This window comes from Bradyrhizobium sp. WSM4874 (genome assembly GCF_055811835.1).
Genome location: NZ_JBVVPR010000005.1, coordinates 73,280 through 89,276, shown reverse-complemented (window position 1 = coordinate 89,276; position 15,997 = coordinate 73,280). Strand labels below are relative to the sequence as shown.

Below are 15,997 nucleotides of genomic sequence, written 5' to 3'. Positions count from 1 at the left end.
ATGTCTCTGCCGGAACACGCCGATCGCCCTATGGGCTTTCAACGGGCGCGGGGACGAGTAAGATGCTGTCTCGTGGGCCCGGAGGCGGCATGAGCCAGCGCAAGTTCATGGGACTTGTCGGCGGTGCGACAGCATCAGGGTCGGGTATTGCGCTAGCGAGCCAGCGATCAGCCAACGCGGCCGCCGAGCCTGCTCATGACGATGAGCAAGAATTCCCATTGATCATCGCAAACATACCCGCAACCCCTCGTCAAAAGGCCTGGGCGGTGAGTGTCGCCGTCTTGCTCATCGTCCTTGCAGCCGTCATCGCGCCGTTCGCTCGGATCCAATTGGGCCAGATTAATGGTTTCGTTCCGATATTGCAGACCACATTGGCTCTGGCCGAGTTCATCACGGCAGCCCTGCTGTTTGCTCAATTTGCGATCCAGCCCCAACGGGCACTTCTCGCACTGGCAAGCGGATACGTTTTCAGCGGATCGTTCGCATTCCTGCAAACGCTCGCCTTTCCGAACGGATACGCTCCCGCAGGTGTCATTGGAAATGGACTGGATAGCCCCGCTTGGCTTTACGTGCTTTGGCACACGGCTTTTCCCGCAGCGATCCTGGTGTACGGATTCACAAAGGATTATTCCACCGCCGGCAGACCAGGCAGACCTGCGCTAACCGCGATCATGCTAGCTCTCGGCTGCATCGCCGCTACGGTGACGGGATTGACGTGGATGGTGACCGCGAAAGCCGAACTTCTCCCTAGCTTCTACATGATCGACGTCAGGCATCAGACGCCCCTCGGTAATCAGGTCAACCTCATACTACTGCTATGGAATGTGACTGCTCTGACCGTCATGTTTGCACGCATGCGCACCATTCTTGACCTTTGGCTGATGGTGACTTTACTCGCCTACTTGCCCAATTTCCTGGTGGCGATCATCGGCAGCTCGGTACGGTTCACCATCGGTTGGTATGCAGCACGCGGTTTCGTTCTGGTCGGCAGTTGCATGTTGCTGACCGTATTGCTCATCGAAACGATGTTTCTCTATTCACGCCTCGCCAGCGTCATCGCCCTGCAGCGGCGCGAACGAGCGAACCGGCTCCTCAGCATCGACGCGGTCACTGGCGCGATCGCCCATGAGTTGAGATCGCCATTGGGAGCCATCTCGCTCAATGCTGCGACGGGCCTCAGTCACTTGCGAGCTGCATCCCCTGAACTTGCGGAACTCGAGAACATCCTCTGTGACATCGAAGCCGACGGCGGTCGGGCCGCTGACATCATATCGAGCATTCGCGAGATGACAATCAAAACGGCGCACGGCGGCGCTTCGGCAAACGTCGAGGAGATCGCCGAGCTTACCCTGAGACTTTTGAAGCACGATCTCCTGGCCAATGGTGTATCAGTAGCGACGGAGCTTCAGGGCAACATACCTCCAGTCGCCCTGGACGGCACTGAGCTTCAGCAGATTGTCCTGAACCTCTGCAAGAACGCGATTGACGCAATGAGTTCTGTCCCCGCCGATCAACGGCAGCTCCGTCTGAAAACCGCCCTCGATGGTAGCACAACCGTCCATTTGTCCGTCGAGGACTCCGGCACCGGCATCACACCGCGTCATCAAGAGCGCATCTTCGACCCTTTCTTCACGACGAAGCAAGGCGGTATGGGGTTGGGACTGGCGATCTCCTCCAACCTGGTCGCAAGGTGCGGAGGAAGGCTGAGGCTGGTCAAGTCGGACGTCAGGGGCTCCGTTTTCGAGCTGGAGATGCCAATCTCCGCTCAGTCTTCTGCGCAATAGCGGTACGAGGCGTCACCATCGTTCCGCCTTTCGCTCACTTCAGAGAGATCATGATCGTGCTGAGGTTGGCGACCGACACGAGGATGCCAGACGCACTATCTACGTGCGTCGCTCAGGGTTTTGCACTATCGACCTTCTTCCAGGTCTGGTCCGGATCGAATGCAGTCATGCGAGGAGCGAGGACCTTGGTCCGAGGCCCGAGATCCTTCTGGTAGACAACGCCCGCATGATTGACCAGGAAGGTCATGACGCCGGAATTGCCGTACTCGGCGGGCCAGGCGACCAGCGCAAAACCTCCGATCATCTTGCCTTTGACGACGTAGTTGAGCGCGCCGCCTGGCGCGTTCGAGCCCTGCCCTTTCAGGATGCGGAAATAGTAGCCGTGATAGGGCTCCGGGCCATCCCCGGCCTGGTACCCTTCAGCCGAAGCCTGCGCTACCAGTGCGCCGAGCGGGCTCTGGTCGCTGTCGTCGCGCCAGAACAACCCGTCCTTCTTGCCCGCGCTGCTGACGATGCGCTGTGCGTACACGCCGGCCCCTTCGCCGCGATCCTTGATAGCGTAGTCGTTCTCGGCATCGACAAAGGCAAGACTGGTCTGGATCGCGTCGAGCTCATTGCGGCCGATGCGGCGATACAGCACTTCGATGCGGCCTTCGGCGGCATCGAATTCCCAGCCGGTCTTGGTGTTGACGAGCGGGATCGGGAACGGGAAGTCGTCCGGACCCAACATCAGCATCGCCTTCTTGTTACCCTCTGTCTTGACCGAATGCTTAGCATCATACATCGAGACGAAGCGTTTCCGGATGTCGACGTCGGCAACCTCATCACCGGACGAGACGATGTCCTCGGCAGCGCTGCCGAGCACTTTCAGGATGGCCCGGTCCGGCCCGCTTTTGACGGCGGCAGCGAGCGCCGCTGCCGCATCCTCCGGTGTCGGATAGGATTGCTGCGCCAGGGATGGCCAGCTCAGGAGCGCCAGCGCCATGATGGCCGGCAACGCCGCACGAAGAAGCGACTTCAAACTCATCATGGCGTCACCCCCGCAGGAATCCGCGCGCCGCTCTCGAGCCAATCGCGATAGGTACGGAATTTCAGACCGAGCTTTTCGTAATAGACCCGGAGATAGCCGTCGGCTCCGCGGGTGACGGCTACCGGCTTCACTTCCTCGACTTCCTGCGCAATGACGCCGACATAGGCCTTGTCGCTGCCGATATAGCTGAAGCGGTAGTAACCAAGGCCGCTTGCGAGATGGCCGAGCAGAACGACATCGTGCTTCAGCCCGATATCGGAACGTCGTCCGCCGCCACCACCACCACCACCGCGGCCACCGCCACCGCCACCCTGGAAGCCTCCGCCGCCGCCTCGGCCGGCGAAGCTCGCACCTCCGCCGCCGCCACCGCGCGGTCCCATGCTCGCCATGCTCGCCTGGCCACGGGCCGATGCTGCAGCCGCCGAGCGGCCCGACGACACGTTCAGGGCACCGCCACCACCGCGGTTCGCGGCCTTGGCGCCACCGCCGCTCTTGGCACCGCCCGCTTTAGGGCTGGCACTTTTTGCGCCGGCATTCTTGGCACCACCACCCTTGGCAGCGCGATCGCCACCACCTTTAGCACGATCGCCCCCCGCCTTGGCACGATCCCCCGCGCCTTGTCGGTCACCGCCTCGATCACCTGCGCGGTCGCCGGCACGATCTCCTGCGCGATCTCCCGCACCTGGCCGATCCTGCCCCGGCTTCTGCTGTCCGTCACGACCGCGGAAATCCGTCCGGTCGGCGGCACCGGCCTTCAGATTACTATTGCCGAAGCGCTGCTGAACGTTGGCGTTGTTGTAGCGTACCCCTTGGCGATGCGAAGGATTGTGCTGCCAGCCATTTCCGATATTCGTGGTTCGGTGATTGATATAGACGTTGCGGTTGCCCCAGTTGCAGCCGCCGCCCCAATAATTGCCCCAGCGGCCGATGGCCCAGGCCGTGCCGAAGGCGAGACCCGCCGCGACGACGCCTGCGCCGATGTAGGATGGGTAGCCGAAGTAATATGGTGGATACTCGGTGTAGGGCCACGCGCCGTAAACCGTCGCAGGCTCGTAATACGGCACGTACATCGTATCGGGCACCGCCGGCTCGATCACGACCACCTGCCTGCTTTCCTCGGTCTTGACGCTCACCTTCTGCTGCTTGGTGGTCACCAACTTTTTATTGTCATAAGCCTTGGTCCGCAACCGCTGGACCGCATCCATCACGTCCGGCTGCTGCGCCAGCACGGCGTCGCCGAGCGCCTTGGTCCAGTCGAGCTTGTCGCTCATCATGGCTAGGACCTCAGCAGTCGAGGCCAGCGCCTTGATGCTGTCATCCCACGGCTGCTTCTCGACTTCAGTCTTCAGGGCATCACCCTTCAGAGTCTTGCGCTCTTTCAGCCAGCGATCGGCCTGAACGACTTCCAGAGGATAGGTGGAAGCCGCCAGCACGTTGGCAAGCAATTCGTCGGGATAGAGCGCTATCGGCGCGACCAGAGCTTCGAGCTGCTCCGGTTTCAGAAGCTCTGCGGCTTGCGCGGGGGGATTTGCCTGCTGCGGGCTGGAGGCCGGCGCCTTATCTGCGGTCTGCGCCGCCGCCGCCAGCGGAATCGCGATCACGAGCGCAACCGCCATCAAGATCCTGCCGCAGCGAAACATCAGATCCTCCATGCACATTCCCGGCGATCATCAGACCGGAGAGCTGACATTTGTTGATCGAGATCAACGAAACGCTGCCTCATCTCCCGGGACGCCCGAGCAAGCTAGTCGATCAGCTCAGCCTCCATCAGCAATCGTTCCGGGATCGCCAGCCCAAGCGCGTGGACGGCTCTCACGTTGATAACGAGATCGAACCTTGTGGCGAATTGCACCGGAAGACTGCGGACCTCGGCGCCGCGAAGAATGCGAGCGACATAGCCAGCGCCGTCGCGAAACTGTTGCGTCAGGTCGGCGCCATAAGACATCAGCCCGCCATTCACAGTATAGAAGCGCACGGCGAAGATCGCCGGCACGCGGCGCTGGGCCAGCAACGGGATTGCCATGGCGCTCTGAGTACTGAAGAAGCCGCCGTCCGGCAGTACGACGATCCCGCTGCCATTCCGCGCCGCCGTCTCGATGACCCCCGCGATCTCGGCGCCGCTGCGGACGGAGGCGCCGGTAACCGTCATGCGCAGGCGACTTTCCACCTGGTGTGCGGCCTGAAGATAAAGCGGCGCATATGGCGCGGTTTCGGGATTGTATAGAAGCATCGCACTGCTCATGCCGGGCACCATGTCCTTCAACAAACTCAGCCATTTCCCGCTCATGGCATGCTCGTAAAGCGAGAATCCGGTAAGATTGCTGGTCGGCCTTGCCAGATCGACGACGAGGCCTGTCCCGACCGGATCCGAGAGTCCGACAAAGATGATCGGAATGACCTGCGTTGCAGCCCGCAACGCCCGTGTCGTCGCCGTGCTGGTCGCAAACAGCACGTCGGGTCCGGTGGCAACAAGTTCCCGAGCTTCACGTTCCTGCCATGTCGGATTGGAGCCCGGCCAGCGCACATCGAGTCGGTAGTTCTGATTGGCGATCCAGCCGAGATCGGCGAGACCCTGCTGAAAGGCATTGACGCGCATCTGAGCGCCGCCATCGCCCACCAAATTGCCAGTCAGCACGCCGACCGACGGCATCGGCCGCGGTGCCCTGTCCTGAGCATACGCGAAAACCGGACAAGCGGCTGCAGCCCCGACCAAGGCCATGAACTCACGACGCTTCATTGCCCGTCCGCTATCCCCCGAATGTCCCGCACCCTTCGCATGACGCGATTGCTGAAGGAAACGGGGTTGGCGGCCGGAGGGCTTGATCAAGATCAAGGTAGCTGAGCTTGGGTTCGGCCGTGAGTCGACTTGGTCTGGAGTGACCACCGTCAGGTGCGGTCAACTGGCTGACCGAGCGCTTGCTCATGTCCCTTCGCGGACAGCAGGATCCGACGGTCGTGAATCAGGCTCTGAAGACGATGCGCAGCGACATTCAATGTCGTGACATCGAGCGCATTCTCGTCTCCTGCAGCGGCCTTGGCGCGCTGGCGCTGGAGCACCCGGTCGATCTCGACCTCGATATCGGACAGTTCGGCCTCCGCCTCCGTCTTGCGTATCCGCGCGCCCAGCGCATACAGCAAGTCCAGGCCCCGTTCGTCCTTAGAGGGATCACGCACCTGAAGGAATTTCCAAGCCGCCGCCAATATGGAGATGAGGCCGCCGAAAATCATGGGCGCGAGGAAGATCGCGTTTCCCCATTCGTCCAGAAAGCTCTGCTGCGTTCCGTTGTAGAATGCTGCGGCGCCAGGATGAACCGGGAGGAAGGCGTCCGAATCCGTGCTCGGCGCAGTCATTTGCGAGAGGATCGGCAATTCACCGAGCAGGTCCCTGCGCGCCTTCATCAGCGCGTCGGCCAGGCTGCCCGCCACCTCTGCGCTGAGCTGCTTTTGCGCGACCACATAGAACGAAACCCGCAGCGTGGTGAGATCCTCGCTCGGAACAGGCGGCGAACCGCGCAGCGTGCCCTTCGGGACGTCGAAGCTTTCATAGGCGCGCTGCTTTTCAGCGATGGCACCAGCCGCCTCGACGGGAAGGAGGACCGGCGCGGTCTTCGGCGTCTGCAGAAAGAGGCCGCGCAAGAGGGCCAGATACTTTTCCGCAAGGGGAACGACGATCAGAATCGCCCGCACCTCCTTGGTGTCGAGTGCCCGCCGCGCGTCTGCCGGTTGGAGATTGCGGAATGTCACGTTGGCGCGTCCAAGGCCGTATTCGTCGCTGAGGACGTCAACGACCTTGCGATTCATCTCGCCGCCGATCACGCCGACGCTGGTGCGCTTCAGACCAGCGATTTCGGTAATGGAGGAGCCCGGCGGCGCAACCAGCAGGACAACGGCATGGGCGAGAACCACGATGGCCTGCGCCTGCGATAGGTCGCCGACGTCGCCGCGGACGACAGCAAGCTCGACCTTTTCCGCCGCAAACTGCTCGGCCGCATCAACCGCATTGGTCGTTTCCACCAGTCTGAGCCGGACCGGGGCGTTCACCACGGCAAGCCGGCTCGCCAGTGCCGAGACCAGACGAGCGGCCTCACCGTCCAGCGATCCGACCGCGATGGTCAGCGTCGTCGGGCGGGAATACCAGCGGTAGCCGAACAGGCCAGCTCCAACCACGAGCACGACAGCGCTGGCGACAATGACGGAACGAAGCCAGATCGGCATTTTTGCGGGAACCATGTAGCGCTCATAGTGAATATGCGCTGGGTGGTCGGACTGGCTCATGACGCCAGACCGGCTCAACTGAGGCGCATCGCTGAACCGAAGTGCGATTCAAACCAAAGCGAAGCCGGTCAGTGCCCGCTCAGCACCAGCGTCTTGATCGGCAGCAGCAGCGCCTGAATTCGCAACAGCATGGCGTGCACGAGCCCGACGCCATCGACGACATGCAGAGCGACGGCCCGAGCCGTGCCCGTCTCCTTCGCAGTGATCTCCTCGTGATTGCTGGTATAGGCATTGACGATGCAGCTGCTGCCCGGCGTCAAGCCTTCAAGTCCGCCCTTGTAGAGCGGCTCCAGGAAGGCGAGTATCGAACCCGGCTTGCGTGCATTCTGAAGTTCAATCAATTCCTGGCCAGCCTGGACCTGGCCGGCGGCGATGTAGTCCTGCACATCGGTGACAACGAGCGGAATGATCACCCACGGCTTGGAGATGCAGGTCGCTTCCGCGACCATCCCTACCTTCATCACCCCCGCTTCAATCTGTCCAAACCCGGCCTGCAGCCTACCCCTGCCGGCATCCGCCGGTATCAACACGCCGGCTGGTCGCATGATCTGGGCGACGAGATCGCCAGGCCGAACGAAGAACTGTTCGACCCGCCCGTCGACGCCGGCGCGAACGAAGGTCTTGTCGAGATCGACCTGCGCTTCAGCCAACGCCGCCTGGCCGCTCGCTTTTTCAGCCGGCAACAGCGTTGAAAGCCGCAACATCGCCGACGTCTTGGACGCGGTGGCCGAGTCCACACCGGCCTGCCGCTGGTTGACCACGACCTGTAGTTTCTCGATATCGCGTTGCGGGACGATACCGGGATTGCGGCGCTGCAGCTCCGTCTTGACGTCCAGCTCGTCTTTGGCCTGCTGAAGGCTGGCCTTGGCTTCCTGGATCTGCGCTTCGGCCTTGACCACGTCGTTTTCGGCGCTTGTCATCGCGGCGTCGACCTCGGCGATCTTGCGCGTGGCCGTCTCCAAGGCGGCCTTCTGCTTCGAACTGTCCAACCTGAACAGCACATCGCCTTTCTTCACTGCCTCGCTGTAGCCGACATTGACTTCCGCGACGCGGCCGGAGCCTTCAGGAAGGATGGGGACCGTCCGAAAATAGAGCGCGGCCGAGGTCGTTGACGGGTGAAAGTAGAAGATCATCGTGATCAGCGAAATCGTCAGCATCAGGCAGCCGGTGATGCCCCATCGCAATTCATACCAGATGGAAAAGAAAGTGATTTCCTTGCCGAACCGTTTGCCCTGGGCATAACGGCGGTAGAGGTAGTCCGGCAGGATGGTCAAGAGGGAGCAGAACATGAGCTCAAACATGGCTGTGTTCCTTCCCCTTGACGATCGGCTTCTCGACCGACGGCAAGCTAGGGAGTTCGGGCTCGCGACCCTCGCCGGGCGCGGCGTCGGCGATCCTCTCAACCGAGCCTGCGATACTCCGCAGCGGCGTGCCGAAATCCGGCAAGTCGATCATCGCGAGCAGAAGGCCAGCCACCCAGAAAATGTGCATGTGCGTAAAGAGCGAGATGATGCCCAGCACGGCCACGATCTCGAACTGAAGCTTCTGCGACTTGTGGGCCATTCGTTCCGGCAGGCTGTGCAGCTTCCAATACAGCGTCCCAACCCAGAGCACGCTGCCGACCAGAAAGATCCCCATCACCACCATCAGCACGTCCGTCCCGCTTCCCGGCGCGAGATAGAACGGCAGATGATGCGGGGCCATTGGATGAAGTTGCTCGCTCAATGGTCGCCTCCACAGAAGGGATCAGGGCGGTCTGCGCGCCGATTAGTTACCCTGGCCGCGCAGGTGAGAAAATTGCTTGATATGAATCAAGGGTCCGAACGGCGCGAAACCTAGCCTAGCCCTGACTCCGATCCCACAGCAAGCCAGGAACGCACAATCATGCCCGGCATCGATGAGCTCATTCCCAACGCACTGCAAATCCGCAAGGAAGCCGCGCTCGAGGAGGCCAGAAAGGCTGAGGAATATGTTCGCCTCGCCGCCGCGGCCGAAGCCGAGAAACGCGCTCTGATCGAACGGCTGAGCAAACCGTCCGGCAAGACCGAGGAGGAGAAGATCAAGCTCGCCTCGACCATCATCCAGCGCGCGGTTCGCAACGGCCTGACCGAAGTGCAGGTCTATCGCTTCCCGAATACGCTGTGCACCGACAAGGGCCGCGCGATCAACCAGATGGAGGCGGGCTGGGAGACAACGCTGACTGGAATTCCAAAGGAGATCTTCGAGCTCTGGACCGAATACCTCAAGCCGCGCGGCTATCGCATCGGCTATCAGGTCATTGACTTCCCGGACGGCGTGCCCGGCGACATCGGGGTCACCATCTCCTGGGGCGACTGATCACGGTTTGGCCAACTCGAGGCAATGGAACGCGAAGCATGGCAAAGGCTGAAGCCTCAGAGCGGATGAAGCGCAAAGACTACGAGAAGGAGCTCGAAAAGCTCCAGATCGAGCTTTGCCACCTCCAGGATTATGTAAAGGAAAACAAGCTCCGAGTCATCGTCCTGTTCGAAGGCCGCGATGCGGCCGGCAAGGGCGGCACGATCAAGGCGATCACCGAAAAGGTCAGCCCGCGTGTATTCCGGGTAGTGGCGCTGCCGGCACCATCGGATCGCGAAAAGACGCAGCTTTTCTTCCAGCGCTACATGAAGCAGTTTCCGGCCGGCGGCGAGATCGTGATCTTCGACCGGAGCTGGTACAACCGCGCCGGCGTCGAATATGTCATGGGGTTCTGCTCGCCCGCCGAGCACGACCGTTTCCTGTCGCTCTGCCCGCAAATGGAAAAGTACGCCATCGATGGCGGCATCATCCTGATCAAGATCTGGCTCGAGGTCGGGATGGACGAGCAGGAGCGCCGCTTCAACGCCCGCATCGACGATCCGGTGCGGCAATGGAAGCTGAGCCCGATGGACCTCGAATCCTTCAAGCGCTGGTATGATTATTCGCGCGCGCGCGACCTGATGCTCAAGAAGACGAGCACGAAGGAGGCGCCTTGGTACATCATTCGCTCCGACGACAAGCGGCGGGCGCGGCTGAACTGTATCGCGCACATCCTGGAGGCTATCCCGCACAAGCGGATCAAGAAGGACAAGGTGAGGCTGCCGAAGCGTTCCGACAAAGGACGCTACAATGACCAGGCCGGCCTGCGCGGAATGAACTTCGTCACCGAGCGATATTGACGAGGTGATCGGGCCGCACGGCCAGTGCGGTCAGATCTTTGACGGTCAGATCGATGCTGCCGACGGACTTCGCTGGCCCGTCAGCAGCGCTTTCCCTCAATACGGATACTGGTTGGGGCAGACCCAGTTGCCGTACGTGTCCTGATAACAACCGTTACTGTAGTTGTTATTGTAGTATCCGTAGGCGCCCGCGGCGGCCGCACCGACGGCAGCAGCACCGTAAGCCGCGCCTCGATAGCCATATCGCGGATAGCCTCCGGGATAACCGGCGACGGGACGGCCGGGACGGCCCGCAACGGGGTAACCTGGACGGCTAGGACGACCAGCAATCGGATGGCTTGGCCGCGGACCTCCTGCGTAGTGGCGTCCGCCTCCGCCATGGATGCGTCCGGCATGAACCCCGCCGCCATGGAAACCTCCGGCGCGCATGCCCCCTCCACCTCCGCGATAGCCACCACCGCCACCTCCGCGGCGGGCATAGGCATCATCGGGAATGAGCGTGGCCGTGAGAAGAACGACGGTCGCAACAAAAGCTAGTAGATAACGAAGCATGGCATGTCCTCCCTCGATATGGGTGCCGTGATCCGCTTCGACGATGCCTCGCGAAACGCGGTTGGCACCCGACCTGGCGCTGATTTGCGGGCGCTTCCCCGACCTACGTGCATGAGAAAAGCAGCCGCCATTCAGCTAGAGTGCCGCGACCGCCGAAGCGGCGCGACTGCCGCTCTACCGCTTCAAAGCTATCGTCACGCCCCCCACAGCGGCTGACAGCTCCGCACCGACCTTCGGCCCGCTAAGCTGCAGAATCACGCCGTTGCCGTTTTGTAGCTGAACGGCACCTGCGCCAGCAGCGATAGCACCGCCCGCACCGCCGACAGCGTAGGAGCCTTCGATCGACTCCGGTCCCCTCAGGTTGAGGGCGCGACCGACCAGCTTGGTGGTCGAGGCGCCGATCGTGAAGCCGACGCTCATACCCGAGACGGTGAAGGGATATTTGTGGCCGCGATACAGCAGAACGCCCTCGCCCCCACCGACGCCAACGATGAATCCGCCCTTGGTGAAGACAACGGCAACTTGGCCGGTCTCTGCCCGCGATGGCGTGCTGAATCCGGCGACGCCTGCCAGCGAGGCGACCAGGGCGGCATAGATAGCGACTTTTCTCATGACTTTTCTTTCCTCTGGTTTTGACGCCGAGCTATTGAGCCAGGATCATTGCGAAGTAGCCGAACACGGTGAGCAGAATGCCCGATACGGCGTAGCCGACCGGGAACCCAATCCAGGGCACGGAGCTCTGGATCTCCACCGCGGCTTCGCGGCAAGGGCCGGAGTGCGACCGCGCACCGGCAACGCCGCCCATCAGCACGGCCGGGTTGATCTTGAAGACGTGGAAGCCGATCGCCCAGACGATGAACGGCGGAATCGTGCAGGCAATGAAGCCGGCAACGAAGATCTTCAGTGCCACGGCCCCGGTCAGCTGCGCCAGTAGTCCCGCGCCGGCATTGATGCCGACGATGGCGACGAAGACTACGAGACCGAGATCCTCGAGCACATTGCGTGCCGCGTTCGGCGTATTGCCGAAGAAGCGCAGCCGTGAGACCAGCGATGAGACGATCACGCCCGACAGCAACAGACCGCCGGCGTTGCCGAGGCCGATCTTGGCACCAAAGGCCGGGAATTCGATCATCCCGATCAGGAAGCCGATGATCATGCCGGCGGCGAGCGTCAACAGATCGGTCGAGGTGTTGGTCCGTGCAATGCGGCCCCACATCTCGCCGAGCTCGTTGACGGCCGACTTGATGCCGACCACCGAGACGATGTCCATCCGCTGCAACTCGGTCTTGAGACCGGCCGGAATCTGCACGCCGCCACGTTCGACCTTGGTGACCTGCAACTGACCGGCAATGGCCGTCTCGCGGAAGGATTCAAAGGTCCGTCCCGCCATCGCCTTGTTTGTGACGAGGATGTCCGCCTGATCCATGGGAATGCCGAGCGCCTTGGCGTCGGCAACTTCCGGCCCGATCAGCCCCATCTTGTCGGTGAGATGCTCAGTCGAGCCGCCGAGCGCGACGACGTCGCCCTTTTCCAGAACGAGTTCGGGGTCGGCACCCAGCGGTTCTCCTCGGCGCGCCACATTGACGATGCGGTATTCGGGATTCATCGTGCGGAATTTGGCAATGCTCATGCCGACCTGGGCCGGATTATCGAGCCGGTAGGCACGGAGGCCGAACTGCCGGTAACCGGTCAGGCCGCCACCCTCGAGGTCCTTGACGCCAAACTCCTGCTCGTACTGCTTGGCTGCGGCCTTGGCGTCGACGCCCCACCAGCGCGGCAGGTATTTGCAGATCAGGATGATGCCGACGGTGCCCCAGATGTAGGTGATGCCGTAGGACAGCGCGATCATGCCAGACGCGTCCTCGGGCTTCATGCCTTCAGGGAGCTTCACCACACCCGAGGTGATAGCCTGCTCGGCCGAACCGATCGCGGCAGACATGGTCTGAGATCCCGCCAGCATGCCGCCGGCAGCACCAATTGGCAGCGCAAACAGCTTGGCGCAAATCACGACCAGCGCAAGTCCGATAACACTGGACACGAGCGCAAGGATGCAGAACTTGAGGCCGTCGCCTTTCAGGCTGTTGATGAAAGAGGGCCCGACACGAAGGCCAACCCCATACATGAACAGGTAATAGAAGAGGCTCTTGGCAAAGTTGTTCAACTCGAGCTTCACGCCATAGACCGACGCCCACACAGATAGGCCGGCGCCCACCACGATGGCGCCGGCAACCATGCCTAGGCCGTAACCCTTGATGCTGGCCCGGCCGATCCAGACGGCGACGCCAACGACGAAGAACAGCAACAGAAACGGGTTCTGCTGCAAGAACGTGAAAAAGCTCTGCATGTCCGTCCCCTTTTATTACGATGCAGCCTTCAGCTTCGGCGCGGCGCCGGGCTTGGGCCGACCAATCTTCGCCAAGGCTTCGGCACGTACGAGCTTCAGCCCCTCCTTGGCGTCGTAGCCGTGGATTTCCTTCACATCGAGCTTTCGCATGAAGTCAATGGTCTCCTGCGTGATCACCTGTCCCGGCACCATGATCGGAAAGCCCGGCGGATACGGGATCACGAAACTCGCGGAGACGAGGTCCGGCCCGGCCTTGAGGCGGCGGTCGATCTCGGAATCGCCGAGCCGGATATATTCGCACCCCGCTGCGTCATAGGCCGAGTAGAAGCCGCTACGGATGTCGCCCTCGTTGGTCTTGGTGCCGGCATCGCCACGGAAACTGTCGTGGAAGTGCGAGAAATTCGGCAGGTCGGGCACATCGGTCATCAGGCTCTTGACCCGCGCCTCGAAGGTCTTCTTCGCGTTGGCGCCGCCCTGAACCAAGCCACGGTCGACCTCGCCCGCGATCTCGGCCAGCACCCTCACCAGATGGGCGACGTCGCTGCGGGTGTTGTTGATGTTCGATTGGAACAACACCGAGTTGCGCGATGTCTTGTTGATCTGGATATTGTAGTCATTGGCGAGGATGCCCTTAAACTGCGTGCCGTCGTAGCCCGCGGTGCCGCACACCAAGGTCATGCGGGTCGGATCGAGGCAGAACTCGTCGTCGTCCAGGCTCTTCAGGACGTTTGCCCAGTTCATGCCTGTTGCGAGATAGTCGGTGAAGCCGCTCTGGCGATATTGCGCCGGCACCATCGCGTCGGCACCGAGAATCCGGAAGTATTTCGAGATCAGCGGATTGCTGTTGACCGCCTTGCGGATCGCGAACGCAATTTCGATCGCGTTGGCCACCAGACCGTAGCCTTCGAGCTCCATCTGGCGCCGTGAGACGTCGAGGCTGGCGATGAGCTGCTGGTTCGGGCTGGTCGATGCGTGCGTGAACACCGCCTCCTTGAACTGCTGCTCGACGGTGTGGAATTCGACGTCCTTGACCGATAGCATCGACCCCTGCCGGATCGCCGACATTGACTTGTGGGTCGAGTTGGTCTGGTAGACGCGCAATCGTATCTGACGCGGATCCGGGATCAGACGAGTCTTGAGCAGCACCTCGTCCGAGGGGGTCTTGCCGAGCTCGGCCTGCTGCTTCTCGTAAGCCGCGACCGATTTCGGATCATGCATCCAAGCCTCGATCTCGTTGGCGGCGCCCATCGCGGTCCGTCGCCGCAGGAACGGCGAGAAACGCGCAAAGCCGAACCAGGCTTCGTCCCACAGGAAGATCAAATCCGGCTTGATCGCGAGGCATTCCTCCATCACCCGCCGGGTGTTGTAGATGTGGCCGTCGAAGGTGCAGTTGGTCAGGTCGAGCATCTTGACGCGGTCCAGCCGGCCATCGGCCCGCGCATTCAGCAGCGCCTGCTTGATGGTCTTCAGCGGCACCGCGCCGTACATCGAATACTCGGTCATCGGGAACGCTTCGACATAGATCGGCTGGGCGCCCGCCAGCACCATGCCGTAGTGGTGCGACTTGTGACAGTTGCGATCGACGATCGCGATGTCGCCCGGCCCGAGCAGCGCCTGCACTGCCATCTTGTTCGAGGTCGAGGTGCCGTTGGTCACGAAGAACACGCGATCTGCGCCGAGCGCCCGCGCCGCCTTGTCCTGCGCTTTCTTGATGGTGCCGGTCGGCTCCAACAAGCTGTCGAGGCCGCCGGTCGTCGCGCTGCTCTCGGCCAGGAATAGGTTCAAGCCGTAGAATTCCCCCATGTCGCGGATCCAGTCGGACCTGAACACAGACTTGCCGCGCGCGATCGGCAGCGCATGGAACGTTCCGATCGGGCGTTGTGCGTATTTCTTGAGATTGTCGAAAAACGGAGTGTCGAAGCGATCTTGGATGCCTTCGAGGATGGAGAGATGGAGCTCGAGAAGCTCTTCGATGGAGTAGAATATCCGCCGAACCACGTTGGCCTCGGGGTCTCCAGCCATTTTCTCGACGTCGCGGTTGGACATCAGATAGATGTCAAGCTCCGGACGTACCCGCTTGATGATGTGCGCAAGCCGGAGCGCGGACGCGTCGGCCTCGTCATTGAGGCCCGCGCCGGCCGTCATGGTCCGCAGGATTGGCGCGTCGTGACGCGAACGCAGACCGAACCCTTCGTTGATGACGACGGCCGCGATGTTGGGATTGAGCATTGTCGCGCAGAAGGCATCCTCGAGGCTGCCGACGATCACCGGCTCATAAACAAACGAATCCACCGGACGTCGCAGCTTTCGCCATTCGGCGGCGAGCGCCGGCCAGTGGTTGGAAGAGACGCCGGTGACAATCAGTGTTTCGAAATAGGGCCGATGGCCCCCATGCGATCCGAAGGTCGAGGGCACCAGCTCGGGCGAGGCATCGGCACCGTCGTCCTTGGGATCCCAGTCGCCGGCGTGCTGGCGGAAGGATCGTGTCATCAAGGCCTGCGTGATGCGCGTCGTAAGGCCAAGTGACTCCGCCGCATCCCCGGCCGTTGCCGCTTCCCGCAAGGCCGCCATCAATTGCAGGCCGGGATAGCCGTGAAACTCCTCTATGACGGAAAGATCAGCCAGCGCCGCATCGTACTTCGTGCGGTCGCCGCCGCGCGACCATGCCTTCGCTGCCTCGACCAGATCGCGCCAATCATCCGCCCGTCCGCCGGGCCCGGAAATGAACTGATCGATGCGCTTTTCTGCAGCCTTGGCGTCCTTGGACATGTCTCTCTCCGGATCTTTGCGACGTCTCGTCCGGGATCGTGATGCCCGCCCACCTCGGTCCATTGAT

The 15,997-nt window shown here is 61.8% G+C and carries 13 protein-coding genes; 3 read left to right on the top strand and 10 right to left on the bottom strand.

Translation table 11 applies throughout. From position 1 onward, the window contains the following. Window positions 1-89 precede the first annotated feature (89 nt). Complete coding sequence (locus AC0L3P_RS07105; protein ID WP_473301411.1) at window positions 90-1,784, top strand: MASE4 domain-containing protein; 1,695 nt, start codon at window positions 90-92, stop codon at window positions 1,782-1,784. 112 nt (window positions 1,785-1,896) lie between these two features. Here the strand turns inward: AC0L3P_RS07105 and AC0L3P_RS07100 are convergent, their stop codons facing one another. From AC0L3P_RS07100 to AC0L3P_RS07075, 6 genes are all read right to left on the bottom strand, one after another. Beyond that, window positions 1,897-2,814 carry a DUF2950 domain-containing protein gene (locus tag AC0L3P_RS07100; protein ID WP_473301410.1) on the bottom strand — a complete coding sequence of 306 codons (918 nt, stop codon included), beginning with the start codon at window positions 2,812-2,814 and terminating at the stop codon, window positions 1,897-1,899. Next, a complete protein-coding gene (locus AC0L3P_RS07095) occupies window positions 2,811-4,454 on the bottom strand; it encodes a DUF3300 domain-containing protein (protein WP_473301522.1) in 1,644 nt (547 codons plus the stop codon). Before AC0L3P_RS07095 ends, AC0L3P_RS07100 begins: the two co-directional genes overlap by 4 nt. A gap of 104 nt (window positions 4,455-4,558) precedes the next feature. Beyond that, window positions 4,559-5,551, bottom strand: a complete 993-nt coding sequence (locus AC0L3P_RS07090) for an ABC transporter substrate-binding protein (protein WP_473301409.1) — start codon at window positions 5,549-5,551, stop codon at window positions 4,559-4,561. 149 nt (window positions 5,552-5,700) lie between these two features. Continuing rightward, complete coding sequence (locus AC0L3P_RS07085; protein WP_473301521.1) at window positions 5,701-7,044, bottom strand: TAXI family TRAP transporter solute-binding subunit; 1,344 nt, start codon at window positions 7,042-7,044, stop codon at window positions 5,701-5,703. Window positions 7,045-7,157: 113 nt separating this feature from the next. After that, on the bottom strand, window positions 7,158-8,390 hold the full coding sequence (locus AC0L3P_RS07080) for an HlyD family secretion protein (protein ID WP_275167495.1): 1,233 nt from the start codon (window positions 8,388-8,390) through the stop codon (window positions 7,158-7,160). Continuing rightward, window positions 8,383-8,793 carry a hypothetical protein gene (locus tag AC0L3P_RS07075; RefSeq protein ID WP_007610043.1) on the bottom strand — a complete coding sequence of 137 codons (411 nt, stop codon included), beginning with the start codon at window positions 8,791-8,793 and terminating at the stop codon, window positions 8,383-8,385. Before AC0L3P_RS07075 ends, AC0L3P_RS07080 begins: the two co-directional genes overlap by 8 nt. A 180-nt stretch (window positions 8,794-8,973) precedes the next feature. Between AC0L3P_RS07075 and AC0L3P_RS07070 the strand changes: the two genes are divergently transcribed. Both AC0L3P_RS07070 and ppk2 read left to right on the top strand, forming a co-directional pair. Beyond that, a complete protein-coding gene (locus AC0L3P_RS07070; RefSeq protein WP_354055753.1) occupies window positions 8,974-9,426 on the top strand; it encodes a hypothetical protein in 453 nt (150 codons plus the stop codon). A gap of 38 nt (window positions 9,427-9,464) precedes the next feature. Then, window positions 9,465-10,265 (top strand): polyphosphate kinase 2, encoded by an 801-nt coding sequence (gene ppk2 / locus AC0L3P_RS07065; RefSeq protein ID WP_473301408.1) that lies wholly within the window; start codon window positions 9,465-9,467, stop codon window positions 10,263-10,265. Window positions 10,266-10,361: 96 nt separating this feature from the next. On the opposite strand, the gene AC0L3P_RS07060 is transcribed toward ppk2, so the two are convergent. The 4 genes from AC0L3P_RS07060 to AC0L3P_RS07045 all read right to left on the bottom strand — a co-directional run bounded on the left by AC0L3P_RS07060 (window position 10,362) and on the right by AC0L3P_RS07045 (window position 15,930). After that, entirely contained in the window at window positions 10,362-10,817 is a 456-nt protein-coding gene (locus AC0L3P_RS07060) for a hypothetical protein (protein ID WP_473301407.1), read from the bottom strand. Between the two features lie 174 nt (window positions 10,818-10,991). Further along, entirely contained in the window at window positions 10,992-11,429 is a 438-nt protein-coding gene (locus AC0L3P_RS07055; protein ID WP_007592965.1) for a hypothetical protein, read from the bottom strand. Between the two features lie 31 nt (window positions 11,430-11,460). Then, window positions 11,461-13,161 (bottom strand): aspartate:alanine exchanger family transporter, encoded by a 1,701-nt coding sequence (locus tag AC0L3P_RS07050; RefSeq protein WP_473301406.1) that lies wholly within the window; start codon window positions 13,159-13,161, stop codon window positions 11,461-11,463. 15 nt (window positions 13,162-13,176) lie between these two features. Then, window positions 13,177-15,930, bottom strand: coding sequence for a decarboxylase (locus AC0L3P_RS07045; RefSeq protein ID WP_473301405.1), 2,754 nt, complete (start codon window positions 15,928-15,930; stop codon window positions 13,177-13,179). Window positions 15,931-15,997: the final 67 nt, after the last annotated feature.

Coding starts and splice junctions, on each gene's coding strand:
- AC0L3P_RS07075 (WP_007610043.1), bottom strand. CDS start 8,793: ATGGCCCCGCATCATCTGCCGTTCTATCTCGCGCCGGGAAGCGGGACG.
- AC0L3P_RS07055 (WP_007592965.1), bottom strand. CDS start 11,429: ATGAGAAAAGTCGCTATCTATGCCGCCCTGGTCGCCTCGCTGGCAGGC.
- AC0L3P_RS07070 (WP_354055753.1), top strand. CDS start 8,974: ATGCCCGGCATCGATGAGCTCATTCCCAACGCACTGCAAATCCGCAAG.
- AC0L3P_RS07050 (WP_473301406.1), bottom strand. CDS start 13,161: ATGCAGAGCTTTTTCACGTTCTTGCAGCAGAACCCGTTTCTGTTGCTG.
- AC0L3P_RS07090 (WP_473301409.1), bottom strand. CDS start 5,551: ATGAAGCGTCGTGAGTTCATGGCCTTGGTCGGGGCTGCAGCCGCTTGT.
- AC0L3P_RS07095 (WP_473301522.1), bottom strand. CDS start 4,454: ATGTTTCGCTGCGGCAGGATCTTGATGGCGGTTGCGCTCGTGATCGCG.
- AC0L3P_RS07060 (WP_473301407.1), bottom strand. CDS start 10,817: ATGCTTCGTTATCTACTAGCTTTTGTTGCGACCGTCGTTCTTCTCACG.
- ppk2 (WP_473301408.1), top strand. CDS start 9,465: ATGGCAAAGGCTGAAGCCTCAGAGCGGATGAAGCGCAAAGACTACGAG.
- AC0L3P_RS07085 (WP_473301521.1), bottom strand. CDS start 7,044: ATGGTTCCCGCAAAAATGCCGATCTGGCTTCGTTCCGTCATTGTCGCC.
- AC0L3P_RS07080 (WP_275167495.1), bottom strand. CDS start 8,390: ATGTTTGAGCTCATGTTCTGCTCCCTCTTGACCATCCTGCCGGACTAC.
- AC0L3P_RS07045 (WP_473301405.1), bottom strand. CDS start 15,930: ATGTCCAAGGACGCCAAGGCTGCAGAAAAGCGCATCGATCAGTTCATT.
- AC0L3P_RS07105 (WP_473301411.1), top strand. CDS start 90: ATGAGCCAGCGCAAGTTCATGGGACTTGTCGGCGGTGCGACAGCATCA.
- AC0L3P_RS07100 (WP_473301410.1), bottom strand. CDS start 2,814: ATGATGAGTTTGAAGTCGCTTCTTCGTGCGGCGTTGCCGGCCATCATG.